This window comes from Acinetobacter baretiae (assembly GCF_015627105.1).
Classification (GTDB): domain Bacteria; phylum Pseudomonadota; class Gammaproteobacteria; order Pseudomonadales; family Moraxellaceae; genus Acinetobacter; species Acinetobacter baretiae.
On sequence record NZ_VTDM01000011.1, the window covers coordinates 55,325 to 80,500 of the forward strand.

At 34.4% G+C, this 25,176-nt stretch carries 23 protein-coding genes, 2 tRNA genes and 3 pseudogenes; 11 read left to right on the plus strand and 17 right to left on the minus strand.

Going from position 1 to position 25,176, the window contains the following annotated elements:
• Positions 1–3: 3 nt before the first annotated feature.
• Together I2F17_RS06060 and I2F17_RS06065 are read right to left on the minus strand one after the other, a co-directional pair.
• On the minus strand, positions 4–477 hold the full coding sequence (locus I2F17_RS06060) for a YchJ family protein (protein ID WP_211139341.1): 474 nt from the start codon (positions 475–477) through the stop codon (positions 4–6).
• A gap of 56 nt (positions 478–533) precedes the next feature.
• Positions 534–2,138, minus strand: coding sequence for a TerC family protein (locus tag I2F17_RS06065; RefSeq protein WP_196421733.1), 1,605 nt, complete (start codon positions 2,136–2,138; stop codon positions 534–536).
• A gap of 355 nt (positions 2,139–2,493) precedes the next feature.
• Here I2F17_RS06065 and I2F17_RS06070 point away from each other — a divergent pair, with 355 nt between their 5' ends.
• Positions 2,494–3,087 (plus strand): LOG family protein, encoded by a 594-nt coding sequence (locus tag I2F17_RS06070; protein WP_196421734.1) that lies wholly within the window; start codon positions 2,494–2,496, stop codon positions 3,085–3,087.
• Positions 3,088–3,144: 57 nt separating this feature from the next.
• Here the strand turns inward: I2F17_RS06070 and guaA are convergent, their stop codons facing one another.
• Complete coding sequence (gene guaA / locus I2F17_RS06075; protein WP_196421735.1) at positions 3,145–4,713, minus strand: glutamine-hydrolyzing GMP synthase; 1,569 nt, start codon at positions 4,711–4,713, stop codon at positions 3,145–3,147.
• Positions 4,714–5,071: 358 nt separating this feature from the next.
• The gene (locus I2F17_RS06080) at positions 5,072–6,085 is read right to left on the minus strand and encodes a zinc-dependent alcohol dehydrogenase family protein (RefSeq protein WP_211139342.1); all 1,014 of its coding nucleotides are present in this window, start codon (positions 6,083–6,085) and stop codon (positions 5,072–5,074) included.
• Positions 6,086–6,178: 93 nt separating this feature from the next.
• Between I2F17_RS06080 and I2F17_RS06085 the strand changes: the two genes are divergently transcribed.
• Positions 6,179–6,553 carry a winged helix-turn-helix transcriptional regulator gene (locus I2F17_RS06085; protein ID WP_196421737.1) on the plus strand — a complete coding sequence of 125 codons (375 nt, stop codon included), beginning with the start codon at positions 6,179–6,181 and terminating at the stop codon, positions 6,551–6,553.
• An 83-nt stretch (positions 6,554–6,636) separates the two neighbouring features.
• On the opposite strand, the gene I2F17_RS06090 is transcribed toward I2F17_RS06085, so the two are convergent.
• From I2F17_RS06090 to I2F17_RS06100, 3 genes are all read right to left on the minus strand, one after another.
• Positions 6,637–7,017: a hypothetical protein gene (locus tag I2F17_RS06090; protein WP_407926553.1), complete on the minus strand. Its 381-nt coding sequence runs from the start codon at positions 7,015–7,017 to the stop codon at positions 6,637–6,639.
• 99 nt (positions 7,018–7,116) lie between these two features.
• Complete coding sequence (locus tag I2F17_RS06095) at positions 7,117–7,521, minus strand: SirB2 family protein (RefSeq protein WP_196421739.1); 405 nt, start codon at positions 7,519–7,521, stop codon at positions 7,117–7,119.
• Positions 7,522–7,537: 16 nt separating this feature from the next.
• Entirely contained in the window at positions 7,538–7,849 is a 312-nt protein-coding gene (locus I2F17_RS06100) for a BolA family protein (protein WP_196421740.1), read from the minus strand.
• 197 nt (positions 7,850–8,046) lie between these two features.
• On the opposite strand from I2F17_RS06100, the gene I2F17_RS06105 reads away from it, so the two are divergent.
• Both I2F17_RS06105 and I2F17_RS06110 read left to right on the plus strand, forming a co-directional pair.
• Positions 8,047–8,122 (plus strand) — tRNA-Gly (locus I2F17_RS06105).
• A 39-nt stretch (positions 8,123–8,161) separates the two neighbouring features.
• Positions 8,162–8,237 (plus strand) — tRNA-Gly (locus tag I2F17_RS06110).
• Positions 8,238–8,329: 92 nt separating this feature from the next.
• Here the strand turns inward: I2F17_RS06110 and I2F17_RS06115 are convergent.
• The 3 genes from I2F17_RS06115 to I2F17_RS06125 all read right to left on the minus strand — a co-directional run bounded on the left by I2F17_RS06115 (position 8,330) and on the right by I2F17_RS06125 (position 12,706).
• Positions 8,330–11,221: a DUF3427 domain-containing protein gene (locus I2F17_RS06115; RefSeq protein WP_211139343.1), complete on the minus strand. Its 2,892-nt coding sequence runs from the start codon at positions 11,219–11,221 to the stop codon at positions 8,330–8,332.
• On the minus strand, positions 11,208–11,609 hold the full coding sequence (locus I2F17_RS06120) for a (deoxy)nucleoside triphosphate pyrophosphohydrolase (protein ID WP_211139344.1): 402 nt from the start codon (positions 11,607–11,609) through the stop codon (positions 11,208–11,210). The genes I2F17_RS06115 and I2F17_RS06120 overlap by 14 nt, the downstream gene beginning before the upstream one ends.
• Before the next feature lie 71 nt (positions 11,610–11,680).
• Positions 11,681–12,706, minus strand: a complete 1,026-nt coding sequence (locus I2F17_RS06125) for an HNH endonuclease family protein (RefSeq protein WP_211139345.1) — start codon at positions 12,704–12,706, stop codon at positions 11,681–11,683.
• 437 nt (positions 12,707–13,143) lie between these two features.
• Between I2F17_RS06125 and I2F17_RS06130 the strand changes: the two genes are divergently transcribed.
• The 3 genes from I2F17_RS06130 (at position 13,144) to I2F17_RS06140 (ending at position 16,033) form a co-directional block, all read left to right on the plus strand.
• Positions 13,144–13,434: a hypothetical protein gene (locus I2F17_RS06130; RefSeq protein WP_211139346.1), complete on the plus strand. Its 291-nt coding sequence runs from the start codon at positions 13,144–13,146 to the stop codon at positions 13,432–13,434.
• A gap of 3 nt (positions 13,435–13,437) precedes the next feature.
• On the plus strand, positions 13,438–15,009 hold the full coding sequence (locus tag I2F17_RS06135) for a PepSY-associated TM helix domain-containing protein (RefSeq protein ID WP_211139347.1): 1,572 nt from the start codon (positions 13,438–13,440) through the stop codon (positions 15,007–15,009).
• Positions 15,010–15,106: 97 nt separating this feature from the next.
• On the plus strand, positions 15,107–16,033 hold the full coding sequence (locus I2F17_RS06140; protein WP_211139348.1) for a helix-turn-helix domain-containing protein: 927 nt from the start codon (positions 15,107–15,109) through the stop codon (positions 16,031–16,033).
• Between the two features lie 166 nt (positions 16,034–16,199).
• On the opposite strand, the pseudogene I2F17_RS12790 reads toward I2F17_RS06140, so the two are convergent.
• The 4 genes and pseudogenes from I2F17_RS12790 to I2F17_RS06155 all read right to left on the minus strand — a co-directional run.
• Positions 16,200–16,701, minus strand: a pseudogene (locus tag I2F17_RS12790) (transposase); the annotation flags it as partial.
• 161 nt (positions 16,702–16,862) lie between these two features.
• Entirely contained in the window at positions 16,863–17,120 is a 258-nt protein-coding gene (locus I2F17_RS12685) for an MFS transporter (protein WP_328705921.1), read from the minus strand.
• Positions 17,121–17,126: 6 nt separating this feature from the next.
• Positions 17,127–17,270: a hypothetical protein gene (locus I2F17_RS06150; RefSeq protein ID WP_196421745.1), complete on the minus strand. Its 144-nt coding sequence runs from the start codon at positions 17,268–17,270 to the stop codon at positions 17,127–17,129.
• Positions 17,271–17,286: 16 nt separating this feature from the next.
• Positions 17,287–19,440 carry a TonB-dependent receptor gene (locus I2F17_RS06155; RefSeq protein ID WP_211139350.1) on the minus strand — a complete coding sequence of 718 codons (2,154 nt, stop codon included), beginning with the start codon at positions 19,438–19,440 and terminating at the stop codon, positions 17,287–17,289.
• Positions 19,441–19,698: 258 nt separating this feature from the next.
• Between I2F17_RS06155 and I2F17_RS12575 the strand changes: the two are divergent.
• From I2F17_RS12575 to I2F17_RS06170, 4 genes and pseudogenes are all read left to right on the plus strand, one after another.
• A pseudogene (locus I2F17_RS12575) lies at positions 19,699–19,806 on the plus strand (IS30 family transposase); the annotation flags it as partial.
• Positions 19,807–20,024: 218 nt separating this feature from the next.
• Entirely contained in the window at positions 20,025–21,068 is a 1,044-nt protein-coding gene (locus I2F17_RS06160; RefSeq protein WP_211139351.1) for an isopenicillin N synthase family dioxygenase, read from the plus strand.
• Positions 21,055–21,912 carry a MetQ/NlpA family ABC transporter substrate-binding protein gene (locus I2F17_RS06165; protein ID WP_211139352.1) on the plus strand — a complete coding sequence of 286 codons (858 nt, stop codon included), beginning with the start codon at positions 21,055–21,057 and terminating at the stop codon, positions 21,910–21,912. Before I2F17_RS06160 ends, I2F17_RS06165 begins: the two co-directional genes overlap by 14 nt.
• Before the next feature lie 15 nt (positions 21,913–21,927).
• Complete coding sequence (locus tag I2F17_RS06170) at positions 21,928–22,593, plus strand: NAD(P)H-binding protein (protein WP_196421749.1); 666 nt, start codon at positions 21,928–21,930, stop codon at positions 22,591–22,593.
• Positions 22,594–22,959: 366 nt separating this feature from the next.
• On the opposite strand, the pseudogene I2F17_RS06175 reads toward I2F17_RS06170, so the two are convergent.
• The 3 genes and pseudogenes from I2F17_RS06175 to I2F17_RS06185 all read right to left on the minus strand — a co-directional run.
• Positions 22,960–23,189, minus strand: a pseudogene (locus I2F17_RS06175) (HNH endonuclease); the annotation flags it as partial.
• A gap of 3 nt (positions 23,190–23,192) precedes the next feature.
• Complete coding sequence (locus tag I2F17_RS06180; RefSeq protein WP_211139353.1) at positions 23,193–23,780, minus strand: class I SAM-dependent methyltransferase; 588 nt, start codon at positions 23,778–23,780, stop codon at positions 23,193–23,195.
• 70 nt (positions 23,781–23,850) lie between these two features.
• On the minus strand, positions 23,851–25,176 hold the full coding sequence (locus I2F17_RS06185) for an MmgE/PrpD family protein (protein WP_211139354.1): 1,326 nt from the start codon (positions 25,174–25,176) through the stop codon (positions 23,851–23,853).

Genomic DNA, 25,176 nt, shown 5'->3' on the forward strand with positions numbered 1-25,176 from the left:
AGCTTATAAAAATGTCGCACAGCAGGCCTTAAACTTTTTGCCAGACCCGCAAATACATGGCTTTTTCATGCTGTAATTTAGTTCGACAGTAGGATCTAGAAAATACCACTGCCCATTTACAAATACAAAAGCAGATGTTTCATGATGGGCCTGTAATTGAGTTGCTTGCATAAAATAAGCCTTAAACTCAACATACGCATGGCGCTTATCTGAATGCACATGATGCTGTAAAACATCTAAATGATGCCACTGTGTTGTAATACTCCATTCTTTTAATGCACTGACATCGAGCTGTTGCTGTTGCCCAATTGCCGTCGTTTGAACAATATAATCAATGTTGTGTTTTACAAACGCGCTATAGCGTGAACGCATTAATTGTACTGCCGTTGTTGCCTTGCTTTGACCCTCATGTAAGGGTTGACAACATGCTGCGTATAAATTGGAATGACCACTACATGGGCAATAAACTTCAGACATAAAAATAGCCTTTAAAAAGGCTATTTTAAATCAGTTCAGATCTGAATCAAACATGACTAGTGATCTTCTGACTGATCATTTTTTGGTTGTTCAATGGCTGTAATATGTACCTTTTCAATTTTATGACCATCCATCGTCACAATTTCAAAATGATACCCATCGGCTGTCACGACATCGCCATTTTCAGGCAAATGCCCTAAATGCATTAGTAAATAACCCGATAATGTCGAATATTCTTCACTATCGTCAACAAGATCTTGATCTAACAACAACGATAAATGACGAATATCTGTAGAGCCTTCTAAAATCAGTGAACCATCTTCAAGACTTTCTGCAATCGCTTCCATTTCATCTTCGTCAGGAAACTCACCTGCAATGGCTTCTAAAATATCAATTGGGGTCACTAAACCTTCAATAGATCCGTATTCATTCAGTACAATGGCCATCTGCAATGGTGCTTGGCGCAATTGTTCTAAAACCATTAATACAGGTGCATTTTCATGCACAATCATCGGTTCACGCATGTTTTGTTCAATATTAAATTGCTCATGTTCTACATACTCATTGAGCAACTTATGTGTCAATGCAATACCTGCAAGATTATCTAATTCACCATGCGCAAAAATGATTCTTGAGTGTGTCATTTGCATTAGACGTGTTTGTATATCTTTAGGGTTTGTTGCTAAATCAATCCAATCAATATCTGGACGTGGTGTCATAATTGATTTAACTGGACGTTCCGACAAGCCCAATACACCTTGTACCATTACACTATGATAAGTGCTATTTTCATCGTCAAATAACTCATCGGCCAATGCTCGTGTTGCTAAAACATCGCTGTCGCCATGATTATGTTCTGTATTTTGACTATGTTTCGGTTTACCACCTAGCATACGCATTACAGCAGATGCTGTTTTGAAACGTAGGTCGTTGGTCGTGACCAATTTTTCTTGATTTCTACGTGTTGTTTGATTTAAAAATTCAATCATCACAGAGAATCCAATCGCTGCGTATAAGTAGCCTTTTGGAATATGAAAGCCAAAGCCTTCCACCACCAATGAAAAACCAATCATCATTAAAAAGCCAAGACACAGCATCACTACGGTTGGATGACGATTGACAAAGTTCATGAGTGCTTTTGAGGCAAGCATCATAATACCCACTGCAATCACCACCGCAATCATCATGACAGAAAGGTGCTTCACCATACCCACTGCAGTAATCACGCTATCGAGTGAAAATACTGCATCAAGCACAACAATTTGCGCAATTACTACCCAAAAGGCAGCATGTACAGGGTTATCATCTTTGACATGCATTTTACCTTCAAGGCGCTCATGTAACTCCATGGTTCCTTTAAACAATAAAAATATACCGCCAAAAATTAAAATGAGATCTCGGCCAGAGAATGCTTGGTCAAAAATATGAAAGAGTGGTTGCGTCAGCGTGATAACCCACGCAATAGACGCAAGTAATACCATTCGCATTGCAAGTGCTAAAGTCAGACCGATCATTCGAGCCTTGTTACGCTGCTCTGGTGGTAGTTTTTCTGCTAAAATTGCAATAAATACAAGGTTATCAATACCTAAAACAATTTCTAATACCACAAGTGTGGCTAAACCTACCCATGCAGATGGATCCGACATCCATTCAAATATCATCGCCCATGCTCCTGCATGATAGTAGTCTGATTTTGGTTTTTAGTTTTAATATATGCAATCGCTTGTACGCAAGCGATTGCATTTGAAATTTGGGGTTTTTTAGTTGAGGGCCTACAACCACTACTCATATTAATAAAAATGTTGTTAAACGGACTTTCAGTATAGAAAAGATTAATTGCAAATTCACTAACTTTCATCATTTTTTATAGACATATTTTTTAGCAGCTTAATTTTACAGTAGTGTTATTTTCTAAATGAATAAAGATTGTTGCAATTGGTTAAAAATGAACTCATTTAAACCACGTTGATGAACAAAACATGATAAAGATACTCTAAACAAAAAGGATCACTTCAAATGAATGAAACAGTCAAAGTAAAAACAACCCAACCTTTAATTGCATTGTATTGCGGTTCTCGCGCAGGTAATAAAGCAATTTATCTAAACAGTGCCATTGAATTAGCACAAGGTTTAGCTGAGCATCGCTTTGGACTTGTATACGGTGGGGCAAGTATTGGCCTTATGGGGCAGGTCGCCGATACTTTTTCTGAGTTTAATGCTGAAACTGTAGGTGTCATTCCACAATTTATGTTGGATTATGAAGTTGCACATACAGAATTAACCGAACTACACGTTGTAAATACAATGCATGAACGTAAAGCCATGATGGCTGAACGAGCCAATGCATTTATTGCCCTTCCTGGTGGTTTAGGCACATTTGAAGAAATTTTAGAGATTGCGACTTGGGGACAACTCGAACAGCATCATAAACCAATGATGATTTATAACGTTAATGGATATTACGACGCACTAATTGCACAGTTAGATCATGCTGTTGCTGAAGGTTTTTTACCACTACATCATCGTGCAAAAATCATTATATGTACAAATCTTCTTGAAATTTATACTGTACTCAATAATTTAGACGTACCTAAAAATGTCAGTATTTAAAATTTCATAACATAAAAAAAGAGTGCATCAGCACTCTTTTTTATAGCTCAACGAATTCTATTCCCACTCAATCGTTGCAGGTGGCTTAGATGATACATCATAGACCACACGAGAAACATCTTTAATCTCGTTCATAATACGTGTTGAGATTTTATCGACTAAATCATATGGTAAGTGTGCAAAACGTGCTGTCATAAAGTCAACTGTTTCTACCGCACGCAGTGCAATCACCCATGCATAACGACGACCATCACCCACTACACCAACAGATTTAATCGGTTGGAATACTGCAAAAGCTTGGGCGGTTTTATCATACCAACCACTCTCACGAAGCTCTTGCATAAAAATATCGTCTGCTAAACGTAATATATCTGCATATTCTTTTTTAACTTCACCTAAAATACGCACACCTAGGCCTGGGCCAGGAAAAGGATGACGATAAATCATACTGTGCGGTAAGCCAAGTGTTGTACCTAGTTTTCGAACTTCATCTTTGAATAAATCACGTAAAGGCTCAACAAGATCAAATGCTAGATCATCAGGTAAACCACCCACATTGTGGTGTGATTTAATTACATGTGCTTTACCTTGTTTACTTGCAGCAGATTCAATAACATCTGGGTAAATTGTACCTTGTGCTAAGAATTTCACGCCATCGAGCTGACGTGCTTCTTCAGAGAAGACTTCAATAAATTCACGACCAATAATTTTACGTTTGGCTTCAGGGTCTACTTCACCTGCAAGTGCATTGAGAAAACGGTCTTGTGCATTGGCACGAATTACTCGAATGCCCATGTTTTCCGCAAACATTTGCATAACTTGCTCACCTTCATTTAAACGAAGTAAGCCATTATCTACAAATACACATGTCAACTGATCTCCAATTGCTTTATGTAAAAGTGCTGCAACCACTGATGAGTCTACACCACCAGACAAACCAAGCAGTACTTTTTCTTGGCCAATCTGTTCACGCAACTGTTCTACACGCAAATCGATAATATGTTCTGATGTCCATAAACTACGGCAACCACAAATATTGTGTACAAAGTTAGATAGCAATGCCTGACCTTGTGTTGTATGTGTGACTTCTGGGTGAAACTGCACGCCATAAAAACGTCTTGCTTCATCACTCACTGCTGCAAATGGACAACTTGGTGTGCTTGCTGTAACCCTAAAACCTTCTGGAATTTTGCTGACTTTGTCGCCATGACTCATCCATACATGTAATTGGTTTGCCTGATCTTGCAAATCACCAAGAAGAGCATCACGAATTAATACATCTACTTCTGCATAACCAAACTCATGTACAGTACCTGGTTCAACCTTACCGCCTAATTGTTCTGACATGGTTTGTAAACCATAGCAAATACCTAGTACAGGTACACCTAGGTTAAATACCACCTCTGGCGCACGTGGACTACCTGCCTCATGTACGCTTTCTGGACCACCAGATAAGATAATACCGTTTGGATTAAATGCACGAATGTCTTCTTCAGACATATCAAACGCGTACATTTCAGAGTAAACACCTGATTCACGTACACGACGTGCAATCAGTTGGCTGTATTGTGAACCGAAATCCAGAATAAGGATACGATCTTCAGTAATTTGGGTATTGGTCGTCATGTGATTCAACTATAGAAAGCTAAAGAACAAAGGAAGCACACTATGCTAACATTTTTCTAAGGTCGAGTATATGTAGAGTTTCTTTTGTAGGCTTCAAATCATCCAGCTCAACGTATATCGTTTAATTTTAATGCCAAACACTTTTTTGTCAGAAAACCATGAGCTCATCAATACATCGGTCATACATATACTTATAATCATTGATCAACGCATCAATAATGGCATATCTTCATTATTTTCAAAGCACTAAACAACCTGTGAACATGAAATTAATCAATAGTTATTCAACGACCCACGTTTGATTTCAGAAGCAAAGTGTCTTTAATCAAAAACACTTGCTTTAAAAACCATATACCACTTACCAAGTCATGCAAATTTTCCCAAAATGATTACCACTTTGCATGTAATCAAATGCCTCTGATAACGCTGTATAATTAAATACTTTATCTATCACAGGACGTGCTTGAATGACTTCGAGTGCAGAGATATAGGCTTTTTGATCTTCAACACTTGAAACAATTAAGCCTTGCAGTCTTACTTGCTTACCTAAAAGGTCAGCAATAGGAATATTTGCCTCATTTCCAGAAAGCACACCAATTTGTGCAATATGACCACCAACTTTCACTGCTTTTAAAGACTCATTAATGGTGAGAGGCCCACCCACTTCAACCACATGATCAACACCTTTGCCTTGAGTTAAACGTAACACTTCATCGCCCCAAGCAGGGGTTGTTTTATAATTAATTAACTCATCTGCACCCATGTCACGAACTTTCGTTAATTTTTCATCTGACGATGATGTCGCAATCACAAAAGCACCCATCGCTTTAGCAATCTGCAATGCGGCAATAGACACACCACCAGTTCCTTGAATCAGCACAGTTTCTCCTGATTTCAATTGTCCATCTGTAATTAAAGCTCGCCATGCTGTCAAACCTGAAGTAGTGATGGTAGCCGCTTCTTGTAAAGACCAAGCTTTAGGTATTTTCGTAAAGGCACTTTCAGAGCGCACAACATACTCTGTTGCCATTCCATCAATACCATCTCCTGGTGTATTTGCAAAATTACCGACCGCAGGAATAGCTTTACCAGCCAACCACAGTGGGAAAAATGTCGAAACAACATGATCCCCCACTTTAAAATCATCAACACCTTCACCGATTGCTTCAACAACACCTGCACCATCAGAGAGTAGAATTCTGCCATTTTCTGTAGGCATAATGCCACGTGCCACCATAAGATCATGAAAATTTAAAGAGCTTGCTTGAATATGAACTCGAATTTCGCCTCTTTTGGGTTGGCCTGGATCATTAAGCTCTTTTAGAAGAATTTGTGGTGTTCCATTAGATGCATCGAAAACTAGTCCTTTCATGTTTAAAGCCTGAGTCAAAATATTATGGTATTAAAAGTATAGCTTGTATACAATTTATAACAAGTACTACCATTTTTGATATATAGGAACATTTTGGATACTGTAAAACAACCACGATACGAATCTTATCAAGACGAAGCTTGCCCCGTTGAAGCAACATTGGAACTGATTGGTGGTAAAGGAAAAGGAATAATCTTGTACCATTTACTCGATGGTAAACTTAGATTTAATGAAGTGAGAAGAAAGCTTGGCCCAGTTACTGCACGTATTTTAACCAAGCAACTCAGGGAGTTAGAACACTCTAATTTAATCTATCGAATTGTTTACCCACAAGTACCACCTAAAGTTGAATATGGGCTCACTGAGTATGGTGAAACACTAAGACCTCTCATTTCGATGCTTAAGTTATGGGGAGAGCAGTACGGTATAAAGTTACTCCAAAACCAAAATTTAAATACGACTGATTAGAAAATAAATGCATCAGAGCGAATAAGGAACTAACCTTTCAGCTTTGATGCATTTTTAAATAATAAAGCGACTATTTTGCTTGATTATTTGGGGACTACTTTTATTGAACACCCTTTAAAACGTGCCGCTTGTACAATCGCATCTTGTTGCCCAAGCAACTGTGCCAATTGAGTATTTTTACTCTCACGCGACTGACCCAAATTGAGTGAAAGTGAAGGTCCAAACCCCCAACCTCCTCGACCCCAACCACCACCTAATCCTAAACCCACACCAAATAAGTTACGTTTTGCAGGACTAACCCCTTGAGCCATGTATTGCTGAATGCGATCATATTCACTTTGTAACTGTATACAAGTTAAATTTTGATACATAGCAGGCGAAACATAATTCGGTTTAACAGACGTGGTTGCACATCCTGTTAGTAACGTTAGAAATATAGCAGTAATCGCGATTTTAGTTTTTATCGTACGCATATGTCATATCCTCACTCTAACCCAAGAGGTATTGTTTATATATATGCATTCATCGTACTTAAAATACGAGTCTGTGTCTGTAAAGACATGTTAGCCATTAAGAATAGTGGGTTTAATCACTACTAAAGCAATAATTGCAATAAATGCCACCCATGCCAATACAATGCCACCTCTACGTTGTACTAACAATATATTCGGATTCGGCTTTTTAAATGCTTTCACAGAAGATGAGATAATTACAATAAACAGTAACGCTTTTGCATAGAACCAATGTTGTACTTGAAAATGTTTTAAATAAAGTAAGATTCCTCCTGTCACAAACAATACAAGAAAAATACTATGTTGAAGCATAACAATCTTTTTGCGGTTGGGGACAGCAAATGCAGTATCATGGGTTGGCAGACGAAATAAAATAATACTTTGCCAAATAATACTGAGCAATAAAACTGTAATCCCAATGCTGTGTATAATTTTTAAAATTGCAAACAAATCCATCGGTAAATTTTCCTATTCATTTTTTAGCGTGCGCACACTCAGGGCTGAGCGGTACATCACCTTTCCATTGCGTTTGACTATAGGCATGTATTGCCAAAGCATGAATTGGGCCACCGTGTGCTGCTAGTAAATTTTGGGTACATGAATATACTTTTTGATGCTTTTGTACTAAGCGCAAATGCTCAAAAGCATCACTTACAATAATCACTTTAAAATGTGACTCTTTACCCGGGAAATACCCCCCATGATGAGCAGACTCATTAATGACTTCTAAATGAAGTGGAGATAACGCACTCAATTGCTCAACAAGTTGCTGTTGTAAAGACATAAGACTCAAAAAATCATTTAAAAAAATAGTTTAACATAAGCAGATCACGATGTATGAAGATCTGATCTCACTCATAATGCAGTATTTTGTCTATTTTATCGACTAAATTTATTTTTTTGTCGTTATTTTACTCAATTAAAATCATTTTTTAAAAAAAATATTGCGTCTAAAAATCTTTAATGTATTATACACGTCATGCGGAAATAGCTCAGTTGGTAGAGCATAACCTTGCCAAGGTTGGGGTCGGGAGTTCGAGTCTCCTTTTCCGCTCCAGTTTATTTTTAGTGAAAGTTTATTAAAACTGCTCAATTTGCGGAAATAGCTCAGTTGGTAGAGCATAACCTTGCCAAGGTTGGGGTCGGGAGTTCGAGTCTCCTTTTCCGCTCCAAATTCTAAAAAACCTCATCAAAAGATGAGGTTTTTTTTTAATACCCAATATTACAAATACATTTAAATTATCGTTATATTCCATCTTTTAAATTATTTTTGTGTTAAATATTTATATAGCCCTGTTTCAACAGGCCTATCAATTTTAAAATCAATTTTGACGACAGAAACAGGGTTAGTATTGTTTTGCATGACAGTTTCTTTTGCACTATTTTGAATGTAGCTTAAAAAACCAATAAAATAAAAATCAACACCTTCGTCATCATCCTTTTTGACAAATAAAGGCAATAATGTACCTTTCTCATGAGCATTTAAAATGACTTGAACATCAGGGCTAGAAATTTTTCTTTTAGATTTAGACATCCACTGGAAGTGTTGAGAATCAATGAATTGATCTTCATACTTTGTCGTATCAGAAATATGGTCTGCCTTGTGATACGTAACAAATATTGGACAGTTTGATTTATCTTTACTGGCTAAATAACCACCAACATTTTGTGGGTTTTGATTTTTTTCCCAATTCAAAATACGAAATACATCTTTTCGACCATATTTTGCATAATATATAAAACCAGATTTAAATTTGCTTACGTCAAAATCTTGGAAGTATGTATTAATTGCATATTGTATATTGTCATTCAAGAAATCTTTAAAAGTCATATTTTTAAGATTTTTTTTAAGCATATCAGAGGCAATAAAATCAGTTTCTGTAATGTCTAAAGAACGCATTATTTCATGATCTTTAAAATACTTAGTAGGATTAAAAATCATATTTAAATTATTAAGCATCGATGAAATATCGTGCTCAGAAATACAAATTTGGTAGCGATTTTTAATTTCATATTTAAACTGCTCAATAGAAATAAAATTTTGATCAGCTTGAATAATTTTATCTAAAAGTAAAGATTCCAATATACGTTTGTTATTATTAATTTCTACAGCATAGAATCGTAATAACTCCTCTAAGAACTCACTTAAAATTGGTACATTTTTTTCTAATGGTTTAACAAAGGAGTAATACGATTTTGCATAATGAACAAAACTCAATGGATCTCTCAGATCCGTATTTACAAAATCCATCATCATTGGTATACGACCTAAACGATTTCTTAATACTTTGTAGTCGCTCACTAAATCTTTTTTAATTTGAAAATTAGAGTTATTAATGGCAGCAAATATTTTTTCTTTAGCAATTTCATCAAAATATATTGTTGATGTACCAGGTAATAATGAACCACCGCTGGTTACTAATTTTCGTAATTTATCTTTGTTAAAAGAATGATCACCAAATAAAGCCATTGGAATTAAAAAGTTTTTTTCATAATGGCCTATAAAATCAATAACGGTTAAATATTCTTTAGTTTCTGTTTTTCTTAAACCACGACCTAACTGTTGAATATAGACAATTGATGATTCTGTTGCTCTTAAAAAAATTACTTGATTGATTTGAGGAATATCTATCCCTTCATTAAAAATATCAACTGTAAAGATCATTTTAATACGATCGTGGTCTGTTGAACTGATCGACTTAATCGCAATTAACCGGTGTTCTATGGTATTTTCACCACTTAATGCTACACCTTTAATTCCAAGTTGATTCATTTTTTCTGCAAGTTCTTTAGCCTCTTGAACACTAGAACAAAAAACTAAAGCTCTTAATTCATTGTTGTCTGTACCAAATTTGTCTGACGCTTCTTTGATTCTTATCACACGCTCATCACTAACCAAATGACTAAAATTAGCATGCTCATCAACAGATATTCCATTTATTTCTAAATCTGAAATTCCAAAATAATGAAAAGGACAAATCAAATTATATTCCATCGCTTTTTGCAATCTAATCTCATAAGCTACGTTGTAATCAAATGCCTTAAATATATCAATACCATCACTTCGTTCAGGTGTTGCCGTCATACCCAAAAGAAATTTAGGTTTAAAATAGTTTAAAATTTTTAAATAGCTAGCAGAACCTGAACGATGACTTTCATCTATTACAATATAATCAAAAAATTCGGGTGAAAACTGATTTAAATGATGATCTTTTGATAAAGACTGTATCGTCGCAAAAATATTTTTACATCCATCTAAGTCTCGATTAGATCCTGAAAAAATAGCAGATTTAAAGTGATCTCCAAATACATGCTTAAAAGTTTTTTGAGCATCAATCAAAATATTTTCTCGATGTACAACAAACAATATACTTTTTGCATCAAAATTTTTGATGTCAAAAGCAGAAAGATAAGTTTTACCAGTGCCTGTTGCTGAAATAATTAAAGCTTTTGAAGCGCTTTCCTTTCTTAGTTTGGCTAAATTAATCAAGGCCTCTTGTTGCATCAAATTTGGTTTAATGGAGTGAGTATGATTTAAACGTTGTAAAGGTTGATAATTCTTCGTTTTTTTCTGAGCATTGTATATTTCACTGTATTCTAACAAGTATGCTTCTGACAACTCTTGTGAATTATCAAATAATTTTTTTTTCTTAAACAAAAGATCTTGTATAAATTTACTATTCGGCAAAGCTCGAACGAAAATATTCATTTCTTCATTTTTACTTAATGCATTTGCAGTTAAGTTACTACTTCCCAAAAGAATACTCATGTGATTTTTATGTTCAAATACATAAGTTTTTGCATGCAAATCAGATTGTGTATCTATTCGAATTTCAATATTTTTAAATTTTTTTAATCGTTTTAATGCTTCTGGCTGAGTAAAATTTAAATACTGAGAGACTAAAACTCGACCAGGAATATTTCTACGCTGTAAACTCTCAAGCAAAGAATAAAGTGTATTAAAACCACTCATACTTAGAAATGCTGTAGTAAACCAAAAACCTGTACAAGATTCTAATTCACTCTCAAAAGTATGAATGACTTTATTTAGTGGATAATTATTATGTACTAATTTAGTTTGATAAATATCTTCTGAATTAAAAGATTGATCAATAAAACTTGTAATTAATCCTTGGCGTAATTCATTTAAAATCATTTTTTTGCAACTTCTCAACAATAGGTAAATCAGCTGCTGCCCAATCAAGATTATTAAGTTGATGAACAAACAACCATTGATAATCTATATGTTCTAATAGCTGTAAATTTTTATCCCCACTAAAGCATAAAAATGTATTCAAAGAAATACTAAAATCAGGATAATCATAATCAACTGTCATCAAGTGTGAATCCACTATCACTTGCATTGCTAATTCTTCTTGGATTTCTCGAACAATTGCTTGCTCTGGTGTTTCATTATTTTCAACTTTACCACCAGGGAATTCATATTTAAATGAAATATAATCATATTTAGATGATGATCTTTGTACACACAGAATTTTTTCTTCATGTTGAATAACAGCCGCAACAACAACAATTTTCTTCATACCACTCAAATGCCTATTATTTATACAAAGATGAAATGCTTTATTTCAATCATATTATATTTCGTTTACATTTAAAAAATAATTGATCCATTAACTGTAGGTTGCCATTTTTGACTTGATCCCAAAGTTAAAGTTGCACAGTGATATGCGTCTTGCAAAAATGCTTGCCTCTTTTGTTCAGTAAATCCAGTTTGGGCAATTAATGTTTCTCTCAGCGGATGATGGCTTGTAATTAAATACTCATTACGTTTATGAAGTTTTTTTAATAAATCAATAGATGGTAGACGATCAAATTTTCCTTTTTCACCTCGATTACATGTAATACAAGATAAAACTAAATTTGCTACACCGTTAATTGGTTTTTGAGGATCACAATGACGTAATTTATGCGGAAAAAAATGATCGACATCAGCAGATTCATCTAAAGCGGCAGTAATTGTGATGGGTCTGAAACAATAAAAACATTTGCTCTTTTGATAACCATTTAAAGCTGCTTTAGCAGAGGTTACATTAACCCTTTTAATTTTATTATTTGCAACTAAAATACCAGTGTCATCATGTTCGATTTGCACTAAATTCTTTGGTAAATTCATACTCCATGCAGTCTCAACTAGACGCCATCTAGCTTCTGTTTCATCTATCAAATCACTTCCATTTTGATGATCAAATAATTTAAAAATCTCATCAGTCAAAATAATACCACCTTGCTTTTTTCTTGCATCAATAAAAAATCTTTGTGGTAATTCTTGTCCATGTACAACATGAAACGCATCGATCACATTTACAAAACCATATTGAACTGTCTTATTGATGAGTGTGTTCTGACCTATGTCATGATTATTATATGCCCGACAAAAATCTAAAAATTTACTTGAATTTGATGTTGCTTGTTTATCAACTAGTTTTAAATGTTCACAAATATACTGACTAAAAGGTACTGCAAGCTGATCAAGCGTGACTTGCGTTTTTCCTTCTACTTTTAAGTCATATAAAGATTTTGCTAACGCAAATTTATAAGATGCAACGTTACGACCAAATAAAATAACTGAACGCCAATAATTTTCAAGAGTGGGTTCAATTTCATAAAACTCAGCCATTTATATTACTCTTTTAAGTATTATTTTAAGAAAATGATTTAGCCATATACTTTTTGAGAAACCAACTATTTTTTCATTTAGTTTTAGATTGAATCTTTTAAAATCCAAACTATTTACTTGATAATGATTATCAATTATATATACTCTCTAATAAATCAACAGTGATTACAGTTTACCATTCATATGAAAATGCTTGGAATATTACTCACGCTCATAGGGACATTGAGCATTTATTTTAGCCATAAAAATCAAAATCTATTGCTATCTCCTTTGCCTCGCATTTTTAAATACTTTGGGATATCTATACTACTGATTTCATTAATTATTCTACTCATTAGCTTACCAAAAATTGTTGCTTGTTTCCTTTGGCTTGCGCTTATGATTGTAATGTGGTCATACATTCCTTTTATTGCCCTCTTAAAGCGCAGACTTAACTCATGAAAAAAAATTTAAAAAAAACCATTCAACCTGATTGGTGGTCTAAATCATGTGTTGGAGCAATTTTAGGTTTAAGTTTAGCAATCGCTCTGGCCAATTTAATTGTTGTGATTGGCAAACATTTTTTTGCGCTTAGCCTGATGGTGCTAATTGGCATGTGGAGTGTTGCATGGCTATGGCTGCCTTTATTTTTTATTAGTTATTTATTTCATAGTGGTAGATCTGCATTTTTATATATGACACTTGCCAATACCATTGCTTATAGCTGTCTATTCTTTTTACGAGGATAATCCATGAAAATTCGCTCTGATCTCATGAAGCTCGCAAAAAGCATGCATACTTGGGTTGGTATAAGTGCCGGAATTTTACTATTCATCTGCTTTTTTGCAGGTGGTCTAAGTATGTTTCAACATCAAATTAGTCAATGGGCAACACCACAACAGCAAATTCTACCAACGATTAAACCAGAACAATACAATGAACTTATCCAACAAGTTCAAGCTAAATTTCCTGCTACTCAAAAATCTTTTTTATTCAATATTCAATCAACTGAACATCAATATGCACCTTTAATTTGGACAGAGTCAGAACATAGACAAGGCTTCAATCTTGCACAACATACATGGCTTGCAAGCTTAGATTCACATGGTCAGCTCATCACACAAGAAGTTAACCTATCTAAAGCAGGCTGGCTCATAGAACAATTACATGAAACTGCCGGAATCCCTGGTATGGTTGGCCATCATGGTTTAGGGGTATATGTCATGGGTATAGTCGCCATATTATATTTTTTAGCACTCATGACAGGTTTAATTTTACTCTTGCCTACCTTAGTTAAAGATTACTTTGCTGTTCGCACTGGTAAGAATAAAAAACGTTTTTGGTTAGATGCCCATAATATTGTTGGAATTACAAGCTTACCTTTCCATATCATTATTTGTACTTCTGTAATTGTTTTTGCATTTCATGATCTTTTTTATGCCTCAATCACTCAACTTGCATTAAATGGTAAGCCTGCCTTTGGTCCACCAAAACAAGAACAAATCCATATTCAATCAACTACACTTGATATCCAAAATATATTGCTACAAACAAAAAAAGTGGCACCTGAATATACAGTAGACTATATTGAGTTTAGCAATTTAGACCAGCCACAAAAAGCCGCAGCAAATATTGCTTTATATAGTGATCATCAAATGTTGCGTAGTGCATCAAATGATTTTGTACGCATGAACCCTTATCTGCCTAAAAAAATCAATTATAGTAATATCAGTACCCAAACTGATGCAGGTAATACATTAGTCACGGCATTATTTAGTTTACATTTTGGCAGCTATGGTGGTTATACAGTACGTTGGATTTATTTTATATTTGGGATAGGTGGTGCATTTTTATTCTATTCAGGAAATATTCTTTGGATTGAAAGCCGTGCTAAAAAACAAAAATTTGCACATGACCCAATTCCTGTTCAACGTAAAGATGTGAGGTTTTTTGCTAGTTTAACTATTGGTATGTGTTTAGGCTGTATTTTTGCGATTACAGGAACATTACTTTTGAGCTGTTGGTTTTATTTAATAGCTGATATTAAAAGTATGAACCATTTTTTCTTATACAGTTATTATATTATTTTTCTTTTTTCTATAGCGTATACATTCATTGTTGGCTATGCCAAAGCATTACCACATTTATTCGCAGCAATTGCGCTTAGCTTAATTTTAATGCCATTGACCTCATTTTTTATGTCTAGCACTAATATTTGGCTTAATATTATTACGTTATGTACTGCTTTTATATTTTTTAATTTTTATCAAAAAGCACAAGATCGTGCTCATGCTGCACCTAAAGGTTCTTTGTGGGCAAAATAACTATATGAAATACTCTTTTTTGACATATATCACAATTGACAAAATAAAAAATATAAATATAAATCATTATCATTTATAGTGATAATAGTAGAAAATAATGTCTAAAATTATAGATATTCAACAAGAAAGTTTAATAAATTATCAAAGCTTGTATTTAAAAACTTGTTTTAATCTCCCGAATTACAATTTAAATATTTTTGAACCCTCAGATGGTCAAGGTTATACAGAAATTTATGATTTTGATCGCTTATGTATTAGCAAAGGAAAATATTGGTTAAATCATCCTAAAGAAATTAAAGAGAATAAAGAAAGGTTTTCTTTGAGTTTAACCATTTTACTCTCTGGAACACAGCAAATAATAGATCATCTAACAAATCAAACATATACTTTTGACTCCCCTACTTTAATTCTAAAAAGAGGAACACTTGATTTACAAACTATATATGCACAAGAAAAAAAACAGATATCTTTCATTACTTTATATTTTAACAAAAGTCTACTTACCTTGTTAGAACCTTCACAATCAGCTAATCCGCTGATTTGTTTTTTTATGGATCATGATAATTCCAAAATTAAAACTCTAGATATTCCGCAAAGAGAAATATTTCACCATGCTCAGTATTTGCTGAACCTTCCTACAGCAGAAACGATGTTAGATTTATTATATCTTGAAGGAGCAACTTTAGAACTCATCAGTCTATTATTAAAAAAGAATCAGCAAGAATGTAAAATATCTTTGCCCATAAAAAAGGCAATTCATATATTAGAAAATGAATTTGAAGAAAAGATTACTATTCGTTATTTATCAAAACAAGTGGGCATGAACGAGTGTTATTTAAAACGAATTTTCAAAGAAACAACAGGTTATACCATTGGTAATTATTTATTAAATATACGTATGAAATATGCTCAAACTCTTCTCAAAGAAGGTTTCTCTATTGAGAATGTGACGAGTAAAATTGGTTATTGTAGCTCTCAACATTTCAAACGTATTTATGAGCAATATTATGGCTATCAACCTTAAGTTGATTTAAAAAGATACGTGATATACAAAGTATCTTTTTAGTTTAAATCAGATTCTATTAACTATATGCATCTGCTGATTTTTTCTATAGCTTTGTATTATCATCGCAATTGCAGCTATACACATTCCTGTCGCTCATATTTTCCAAATGATGACAATTGTATTTTCCTGAAGTCAGTGTTAGATCGACAATCTCACCTAAGTGCTTGCTAATAATATGTAAATTGAGTCCATAAAACCAACCTGTACTACTTTTCCTTTTTTCTGCTAAACCTTTAAAAACACGATGTCTTTGGATTCTTATATTGTGGCAGACCGTGATTTTTGTCGAATCAATGATGCTAATTCCTATATCTTGATCCTTCACTTGATGAAAGAATGTCGTCATGGTTTGTGAACCACTTGGTATAATTTCAATAAAACGATTGTAGCTGACCAGTTGGTGAAATGCCGTTTTCAAGAAAGAATAGACCATATGGCAATAAAAACACTTAAAGAATCGAAAACCTGATTTGTGAAATAAAATAATGATGGTCATGGCTTCAGATAGACTTAACGCTGACTTCCACTGTCGCGCTTTGAATCTGAAATGAGGGATTTTTCTAATTCTGCGTTAAATTTTTGCAAAAATCATCCAAAGGACAAAATAGTTCGGTAATATAGTCCATAAGAAGCCTTGTCTTTATTTATTTTTGTCTTTACAACCAATACGTTATACAGTCTAAGGCTTTTTTCTACCTATTTTTCACATCGAACTCAGGTTAAGTAATAAGCCACCGCCAATAATATTACCTATTAAATTACTTGAATATTGAATGCTGTTTACAAATTACCTTTCAGAGACGATAAGTATTTTGCATGCTAATGCATCAATGGCAATATCTTGTACACTTCTAAAAAAAGAATAAAGAAAGATGGTGACTAAAATAATTGAAAAATCACGTTGGATATTTAAAAAACTGCAGATCAATAATAAAATTGTCATCAATGATTGAGCAACAAACAACCAAGACCGATATTGGCCTTGGAAGAAAAGACGAAAAGTATCTACAAAAGGTGCGTATAAAACTTTTCCTAACAGTGGCAGTGCAACTCAATGAATTAAAGCCAACTTATCTAATGCAACACCACTTTCTCTTAAAATCGCAAATGCTGCTGACATGATAAAAGCAAGACCTACATACTGTGTGATATAAACACTCACTAACAGTGGCCATGGTTTTGATTTATGATTCATGTGCAAGCAGCCTAAATCAAAAATCAAATGACATAGAGAGCTTCACTGTACGAGGTGAACCTGCAGCTACATAATAACCAGCATATACGCCAGCCCAATAGTCTTTATTCATTACATTTTCAACACTGCCAATAAACGTTGTTTTATGCCCTGCAATTGATGTGGCATAACGACCACCTAAATCCCAACGAAACCAACTTGGAATCTCTTTTGTATTTGCTGCATTAACATACTGCTTAGCTGTGTAAATAGTATTGGTTGTGAGTGTTAGGCCTTGTAGCTGAGGAACATCCCACTCCAAAGCAAGATTAGATAACCAATGTGGAGCACCATAAGCTGTATAGCCATTCAATGCACCTGATGCAGTCTTTGTTGTTACAGCATCAAGGTAAGTCACCCCACCCAATACCCGTACATCTTTAGTGATATTACCTGCTGTTGTCCATTCAACACCACGGTTACGTTGTTCACCATCATCGTTATATCTATTACTTGATGCATCATAAATTAAGCTTGGTTTTTGAATTTGATAAACACTTAAAGTATTTCTAAAAGTGTTATTTTCCCATTTTGCACCTAATTCAAATTGTTTTGATTTATAAGGTGCGAAAACTTGCCCATAGTTTGCAGCAGTAATTGCAGTAACTTGACCACCTTCACTTAAGCCTTCAATATAGTTACCATAGAAAGAGAACGAGTTGTCCCACGGTTTCACAATAAATCCAACTGCTGGCGTAACCGCACTTTTATTATAAGAAGATTGACCTGTAATTGCTGTTTCTGAAGTCGTCCAGCTATGTACTTTCACACTTTGAAAACGTGCACCTAACATTAATTGATACTTGCCATCGAGGTAAGATAAATTATCTGCAAGCGCAACACTTGATAATCTGGTTTCTTTTGTTCTCGGTACAAAATTTGGGTCACGTGCAAATAAAGTATTTTCTACAGGCGAGTAAATATTAGATTGCCAAGTCAACGATCTATAGCCAGTATCTGTGTCTTGTTTAATAGTATTACCACTTAAGACAACCTGATGATCAATAACACCTGTTGTAAATTTGCCACGCAAACCAAGCTCTGCTGAGCCTGTATGCGTAATATTAGTAATATTACGACCATTTGCAGTGCAATTGCCACTATTCACACTAATCACACATAAAGCATTATTTGCAATTGCACCATGTGACTCTTGCTCTTTAAAACCACCACTTACATAACCTGTCCAATTAGGTAAAAAATCATATTCTGCATGTCCAATAACAGCTTTTGTTTCACTCGTTGCATATGCCCCCTTCATAATATTGGTTGATGCTTTTGGAGTTGTCAGAATACTTGGTGTTGTGAAAAAAGCCATTAATGGCATACCATTTTTATACTTTTCTTTAATATAGTATGCGTCTAAAGATGTTCTTAACTTATCACCACGGTAATCTAAAGCGATAGAACCGAGTGTTCTATTTTCTTTTTGATTATCAAGAACTGTTTCTCCGCCCCCTTTTAAAGCATTTACACGTACACCAAATTTATTATTTTCACCAAATCGACGCCCTACATCTAAATGTCCATTAAAATTAGAATCAGATGTATAACTTGTAGTTAATCGTGTCAATGGCTCATCCGCTGCACGCTTAGGTACTAAGTTAATTGCACCACCAACACTACTACCCAATGACATCCCATAAAGCATTGCACTTGTACCACGTAAAACATCTACACGCTCTAAAAACTCTGTTGGAGCACGGTTATGTGGACTCAAACCATATAAGCCGTTCCATGCAAATTCTTCAGATGTCACATTAAAACCGCGAATATTGAAGTATTCACCTAAACTATTTCCACTAAAATAATTTCGTACAGAAGGTTCATTGGCCAATGCTTCTGCAACAGTTTTTGCTTGGTGATCTTCTATATATTTTGATGTATAGCTTGCTGTACTAAAGGGGGTATTTAGCGCATCTTTATCCCCTAAAATACCAACTTGGCTGTTACGACTCACTTGTCCTGCTGAAATTGTATTTTGATTTATCTTTGATGATTTAACATTAATGATCGGTAAAACTTGATTATTATCAGAATCTTCTGTTGATGCATATGTTGCTTGAGACAGCATGATGCATGCAACACTTATCCCCAAAATAGAATATTTGAGATTTAGTGCGTTATTCATTGTCGAACCTTGTATTTATTACAGCGTAAATTTACATAAGTTTACTGATTATCATTATCAACTTACAGAATGAATTGGAAGAAATTTAAAACAATTGGTAAAGTTATTGAGTTTATTAGATTTAATAAATTTCAAGTGAAATTAATTATTATTTCGCAGATTCAACAACCAAAGGTAATGATGTTAAGAGTAGTTAAAAAAGTTAGAGTGTATTAACTTCATTCTGAAGTTTTCAACTTGTAATTGGAACAGGTAGATATTCAAGTCATTGAGAATGCTTTAAACAACCGTCCTAGAAAGAGTTTAAGTTGGCAAGCTCAAAATAACGTTATGGCTGGTTTTTATACCGTTGCACTTGTTACTTGAATCCGCCATTTTAATATCCTTCAAAATAATTAAAATCATACCCCCTTTCAAAACATCACTAAAAATAAATACACCCTATCTGATTTAATTATAAACATATGAAAAATATAAAAAAATAAATTAAAAAAAATACTAAGCAATCTATTTTTTATGATTTCATCGAAAAAAATATTAGATGTAATCTCTTAGATATAAAAAATGATAAGAGGTAAATCTGAATGTACGATAAAAATAAACTTCCTATTTTAGATCTTCGGCAATTTTACAACGTCAAAGAAAGGCATATTTTTTTAAAAGAATTGCAGTATTTAGCTCGTCATATTGGTTTTTTTTATTTAGTTGGACATGGCTTAGATAAAAACAGAATAAAACAAATCAAAGAATATGCCGCATTATTTTTTTCATTACCACAACAAGACAAAGAATCTATTTCTATTGAAAACTCACCTCATTTTCGTGGTTATACACATCTCAATGGAGAACATACCCAAAACACACCAGATGCAAGAGAACAAATTGATATTGGAACAGAACTCGAAGCAATTCCTCTAACATCAACAAATCCTATTTGGACTAGATTACAAGGCCCCAATCAATGGCCAAAAGATTGGCCAGATTTTCAAAAGGTGGTGCAATCTTGGCTCTTTGATACAAAAAAAATATCAATAGATTTAATTCATGCATTTTTACTGGCATTAGGTGTTAAAGAAAATGTGTTAGATCCATTTATTTTGAACCAACCCAATGAATCATTAAAATTAATCCATTATCCAAAAACAGATTCAACATTAAGTGTTCAAGGCGTTGGTGCTCATAAAGACACCAATATTTTAACACTCCTCTTACAAGATGAAGTTGGGGGATTACAAGTTCTGTCTAAAAACACATGGATTGATGTTCCTTATATTGAAGATGCTTTTGTAGTCAATATTGGGGAAACATTGGAGCTGGCTACAAATGGTTACTTGGTTGCAAACACACACCGTGTCGTATCGCCCAAAAATACGGACCGTTATTCAATTGCCTATTTTATTTCCCCAAACCTCTTTGCTGGTGATTTACCTATTCTTGACTTACCTCACACACTCAAACAATTAGCCACAGGGCCCACAACAGACCCAAACAATCCACTCCTTAGAAATATTGCTGAAAATAACATGAAGAGTAAATTCAGATCGCATTTGAATGTCACTCAAAAATTTTATCCAGATATCTATAAACATTTAAAGAAAAAACATGGTGATTTATATGAAAAAAACTAAATGGATTTTTGTTTTGGTGGTTGCTATCTGTTTAATCGCCAGTTGCTCAAACTACTTAAGTCAAAGCAAAGCAGTGGAAAATACCCATACACATGTCATTACTCTTGGCTCTATGGGAGCTGATGCTCAAATTTGGAAATATATTGCTCAGTCTGATCAAGCGAAGAAGTTGGGTCTCAACATTGATGTCAAAGAAATTAATGATGGTGTAGCGTTAAATCAAGCCACGTTAAATCAAGAGATTGATGTAAATGCATTTCAGTCTTGGGGATATCTAAAAGCCTTTAATGATATTAACCATCATTCATTGGTTGCCATAGCAACAACATATTTAGAACCTATGGGACTTTACTCTCAAAAATATCGACACTTAAATGATTTACCTGATAAAGCAATTGTTGCGATTCCAAATGACACCGCCAACACAGCACGTGCATTACGATTACTTGAACACGCACACCTCATTACACTCTCTCAAAATTTTAATATCGTTCGAGGAAGCACAGCAGATATTATCAATAATCCAAAGCAATTGGTGTTTAAAACCATACAAGGTTCGACTATTCCACGTGTGATCGCAGAGGTCGATTTAGCTGCTATTGGCAATACCATTGCTTTAGATAGTGGACTTAATGTATTGACACAATCTCTCATTCATGAAAATGTAAGCGATAAGACCGCACAAAATATAAATGTGTTAGTAACACGTAAAGATAAAATCAATGATGCAGACATTAAAAAATTAGGGCAATTGTATCATGAGCCTTTTGTTCAAACCTACATTGCAACACACTTTGCAGGAACAAAAGTTGATGTAAATCAGCCTGTCAATCATTTACCTTAGTATATTGGAGTGAATATGAGTCATGTATTTATTATTGGTGGATCGGGTCAAATTGCAAAAAAAACCATTCAAAGATTACGTCAAAAAAATATATCTGTCAGTGCAATGTATCGCCATACCACTCAAAAAGCAGATCTTGAAGCTTTAGGTGCAGAGCCTGTGTTTGCAGATTTAACTCAATTAAGCCAACAAGAACTCAATGAAATATTACGAGTAAGCCAAGCACATACTGTTATTTTTACCGCAGGTGCAGGCGGTAAAGGGGGACAAGAAGCAACCAATTTGGTGGACGGTCAAGGGTTAGAAATGACGGTTACTGCAGGAGAACATGTAGGTATACAACGATTAATTCTTGTTTCTGCATTTCCAGAGGCAGGACGCACAAAAAACTTAGGAGATAATTTTGAAAACTATATGAATGTCAAAAAAAAGACTGAATATTTTTTGACAAAAACAAAACTGAATTGGATTATTCTCAGACCCGGTACATTGGTCGATGATGAAGGTACAGGTCAAATAGAAGCGGGGGTTGCTCTACCCTATGGCACCATATCAAGAGATGATGTGGCACAAACACTTGTGAGTATTATTGAAGAACCTTTATTAAATCGTAAAATTATTGAAGTAGTACAGGGCTCACAAGATATTCAAAATGCCATTTCCGCACTGTTAGAATCATAAACAAGTAAAAGCCAATGCATATTCATACATTGGCTGATCATAAAATCAGTGCTTTACAGTAAATACACTCAATACCTATTTTTTTTATTTTAAAATCAATTTCCTGTGTATTTTATATTTACTTTTATAGTATCTATTTTTGTCACTCATGTTTACTTTTTAGGTAAAATTACTTGATTTGTTATACAAGAGACTCGATGAAATCATATTCTTGAAAGAAGAACCGATCACACAAAGACCTGATTGTAACCTTGAAGTACAATGTCAGTTACTTAGGCTGCCAAAAATATAATCATTGGTTTTAGCTTGAGTATATGCCCAATCGGCAACACCATGCGAACGCGCTAAATCTGTTAAAAAACCAAGATAAAAAGGCACTGCTTGCTTCCAATATAATGTAATAAACTTCTTTGCAATATCTAAACAATCTAAGGTCAAAGATGCTCCTGTATCTTTTCCTTGTTTAATCGCCAAACGACTTAAACTGATGAATAATGCAATTTATATGTTGAGGAAAAATGACCTATATGCAAAACTTTCTGAATATTTTTCAAAAAATTTAATTGCTGTTGTGGGTTAGGTGCTTGAATACACATACTTTATTGATTCTGTTTTCTAAAAATAATATTTAGCCATTTTTCATGTCGATCTGGGCGTTTATCTTGGGTAATCCACTGTTGTAAGACCTCTACATTTAAAGGCTGTATTAACATATGTAATTGCTGTTCATTTAAATCTGTAAATACTCGTCCGTCTTTTTTACGATCTGTCGTGCCATATTTAAAAGACATATAACACACGGCATGTGGCTTTAGTGCAGTCAGTATACGATACAATACATTGGGCAATTTTTGTCTGTCACAATGCAATAGTGACGCACATGCCCAAATACCATCATATCTATTTTGAACAACCAAATCATAAAAACTATGTTGTTTAACACAAATGCCTGACAGTTCAGTGGCTTTTGTCACAAGTGCATAGGATGCATCTATGGCTTCAACACGGTACCCTTTATTTTTAAATGCTAATATGTCACGCCCAGAACCACAACCTACATCTAAAATTAAATCCCCCTTGTTCAGATGCTGTAAAAATGGTGCGTACAAACTTTCCATGTCTATGTCATAAGTCGCATCAAAAAATGATTGTGCTTTTTGGTTATAGTAATCCGAGGTATCAGTCATTGTTTAAATTATTACTCAGGTTAAATATTGACATGATCTTTGCGATATCCTTTTGAAAGCATCATGTGATTTAATGTTCAAAAGACTGTCTAATCGCATATAAATCGGCCACCACATTTAATTTCAAAGGCTCAATACAGGCAGTAAATGCTTGAGGATTTAAACCCACTAGACATTGTTTGAGTTTTTCTTGGAGGTCAAGTTTGGTCTGTAATAACTCTTGACGGGTAATTCGACTGTGCAATTGTTGTCCGTTGTTTAAATAAATTTTTACTGCATTAAAACGATTTGCTGGATTCACGCTGTCGTCTTCTGCCTGTAAATCTGGACAACGTTTCATTTTTGCCATAAGACGTATTTCTTCTGTTGTAACAGGCTGTTCAATAAAGTCTAACGGACTCAAATCATCTTTAAGTAAAGTCACTGCAGTGACATACTCTAAACTAAAACGCCCTTCAAATTTCGTACTAGGTTGTTGAATTGGCATTGCTAAATCAGCATGAGGTGGGAAAATAAATTCAATTTTATCAATACTTAATATTAATTGCTTCGTTGATTTGTGATGCATTAACCAATGCTGTTTAATCTGCTTCACCGCTTCAATTGTTGTATGTGTACCAGCACACGATGCATATGGTTTAAACTCTAAACCGGGGGTGACTATACGAAAAGGCTGGCCCCATGATTGTATGAATTGATCAGGCTGTAACGCTTTCGAATCACTATATGCATTTAAAAAAGCATCTAAAACACGATGTGTTTGGCCTTGAATGTTTGCAGAAACCAATTGATAAATTTCTATGGTTTTTTGTGCAACAAACCCTGCATGCAATGGCTTAATGGCTGTACCAAATTGTGCTCGTAATCCACTCGAAAGCGTACATGCTAAACCTAATGCATTGGCAGTTTGCTGTACATCAAATCGACATAAACGAGCCATTGCTGCAGTCGCAGCAATGATTCCAAGACTAGAGGTTGCGTGAAAACCTTTGGCATAATGTTGCTGTGAAATTGCCAAACCCAAACGACCTGCAACTTCCACACCAATGGTATAGGCATCTAAAAACTCAGACACACTAGACAGTGTCTTCACCTCTAACAAGGCAAACAGTACAGGTAAAATGACGACTGTTGGATGACCACGAAAATCTGCATGGAAATCATCGTAATCTAAAGCATGCCCTGCATAAGCTGTTTTAAGCGCAAAACTTGCCATATCATGATGAGGATAAACATACTTAATTTTTTGCCATGATGTATCGGGAATTAAACCTTTCATGACAGGATAAGTCACGGCAAAAAAATCTTTCACTCCATCTTTAGCAGCCAGTCGTGCATAATCTGTGACTTGCGTGTGTACAATAGATTGTGCCACATTAATCGTCAAATCTTGCAT

Bases quoted from the DNA above. Each gene is read 5' to 3' on its own strand.
- guaA (WP_196421735.1), bottom strand. From the start codon at position 4,713: ATGACGACCAATACCCAAATTACTGAAGATCGTATCCTTATTCTGGAT.
- I2F17_RS06100 (WP_196421740.1), bottom strand. From the start codon at position 7,849: ATGTCTTTACAACAGCAACTTGTTGAGCAATTGAGTGCGTTATCTCCA.
- I2F17_RS06135 (WP_211139347.1), top strand. From the start codon at position 13,438: ATGAAAATTCGCTCTGATCTCATGAAGCTCGCAAAAAGCATGCATACT.
- I2F17_RS06160 (WP_211139351.1), top strand. From the start codon at position 20,025: ATGTACGATAAAAATAAACTTCCTATTTTAGATCTTCGGCAATTTTAC.
- I2F17_RS06120 (WP_211139344.1), bottom strand. From the start codon at position 11,609: ATGAAGAAAATTGTTGTTGTTGCGGCTGTTATTCAACATGAAGAAAAA.
- I2F17_RS06140 (WP_211139348.1), top strand. From the start codon at position 15,107: ATGTCTAAAATTATAGATATTCAACAAGAAAGTTTAATAAATTATCAA.
- I2F17_RS06115 (WP_211139343.1), bottom strand. From the start codon at position 11,221: ATGATTTTAAATGAATTACGCCAAGGATTAATTACAAGTTTTATTGAT.
- I2F17_RS06080 (WP_211139342.1), bottom strand. From the start codon at position 6,085: ATGAAAGGACTAGTTTTCGATGCATCTAATGGAACACCACAAATTCTT.
- I2F17_RS06065 (WP_196421733.1), bottom strand. From the start codon at position 2,138: ATGATATTTGAATGGATGTCGGATCCATCTGCATGGGTAGGTTTAGCC.
- I2F17_RS06150 (WP_196421745.1), bottom strand. From the start codon at position 17,270: ATGAATCATAAATCAAAACCATGGCCACTGTTAGTGAGTGTTTATATC.
- I2F17_RS06130 (WP_211139346.1), top strand. From the start codon at position 13,144: ATGAAAAAAAATTTAAAAAAAACCATTCAACCTGATTGGTGGTCTAAA.
- I2F17_RS06180 (WP_211139353.1), bottom strand. From the start codon at position 23,780: ATGACTGATACCTCGGATTACTATAACCAAAAAGCACAATCATTTTTT.
- I2F17_RS06170 (WP_196421749.1), top strand. From the start codon at position 21,928: ATGAGTCATGTATTTATTATTGGTGGATCGGGTCAAATTGCAAAAAAA.
- I2F17_RS06155 (WP_211139350.1), bottom strand. From the start codon at position 19,440: ATGAATAACGCACTAAATCTCAAATATTCTATTTTGGGGATAAGTGTT.
- I2F17_RS06185 (WP_211139354.1), bottom strand. From the start codon at position 25,176: ATGCAAGATTTGACGATTAATGTGGCACAATCTATTGTACACACGCAA.
- I2F17_RS06125 (WP_211139345.1), bottom strand. From the start codon at position 12,706: ATGGCTGAGTTTTATGAAATTGAACCCACTCTTGAAAATTATTGGCGT.
- I2F17_RS06060 (WP_211139341.1), bottom strand. From the start codon at position 477: ATGTCTGAAGTTTATTGCCCATGTAGTGGTCATTCCAATTTATACGCA.
- I2F17_RS06165 (WP_211139352.1), top strand. From the start codon at position 21,055: ATGAAAAAAACTAAATGGATTTTTGTTTTGGTGGTTGCTATCTGTTTA.
- I2F17_RS06070 (WP_196421734.1), top strand. From the start codon at position 2,494: ATGAATGAAACAGTCAAAGTAAAAACAACCCAACCTTTAATTGCATTG.
- I2F17_RS06095 (WP_196421739.1), bottom strand. From the start codon at position 7,521: ATGGATTTGTTTGCAATTTTAAAAATTATACACAGCATTGGGATTACA.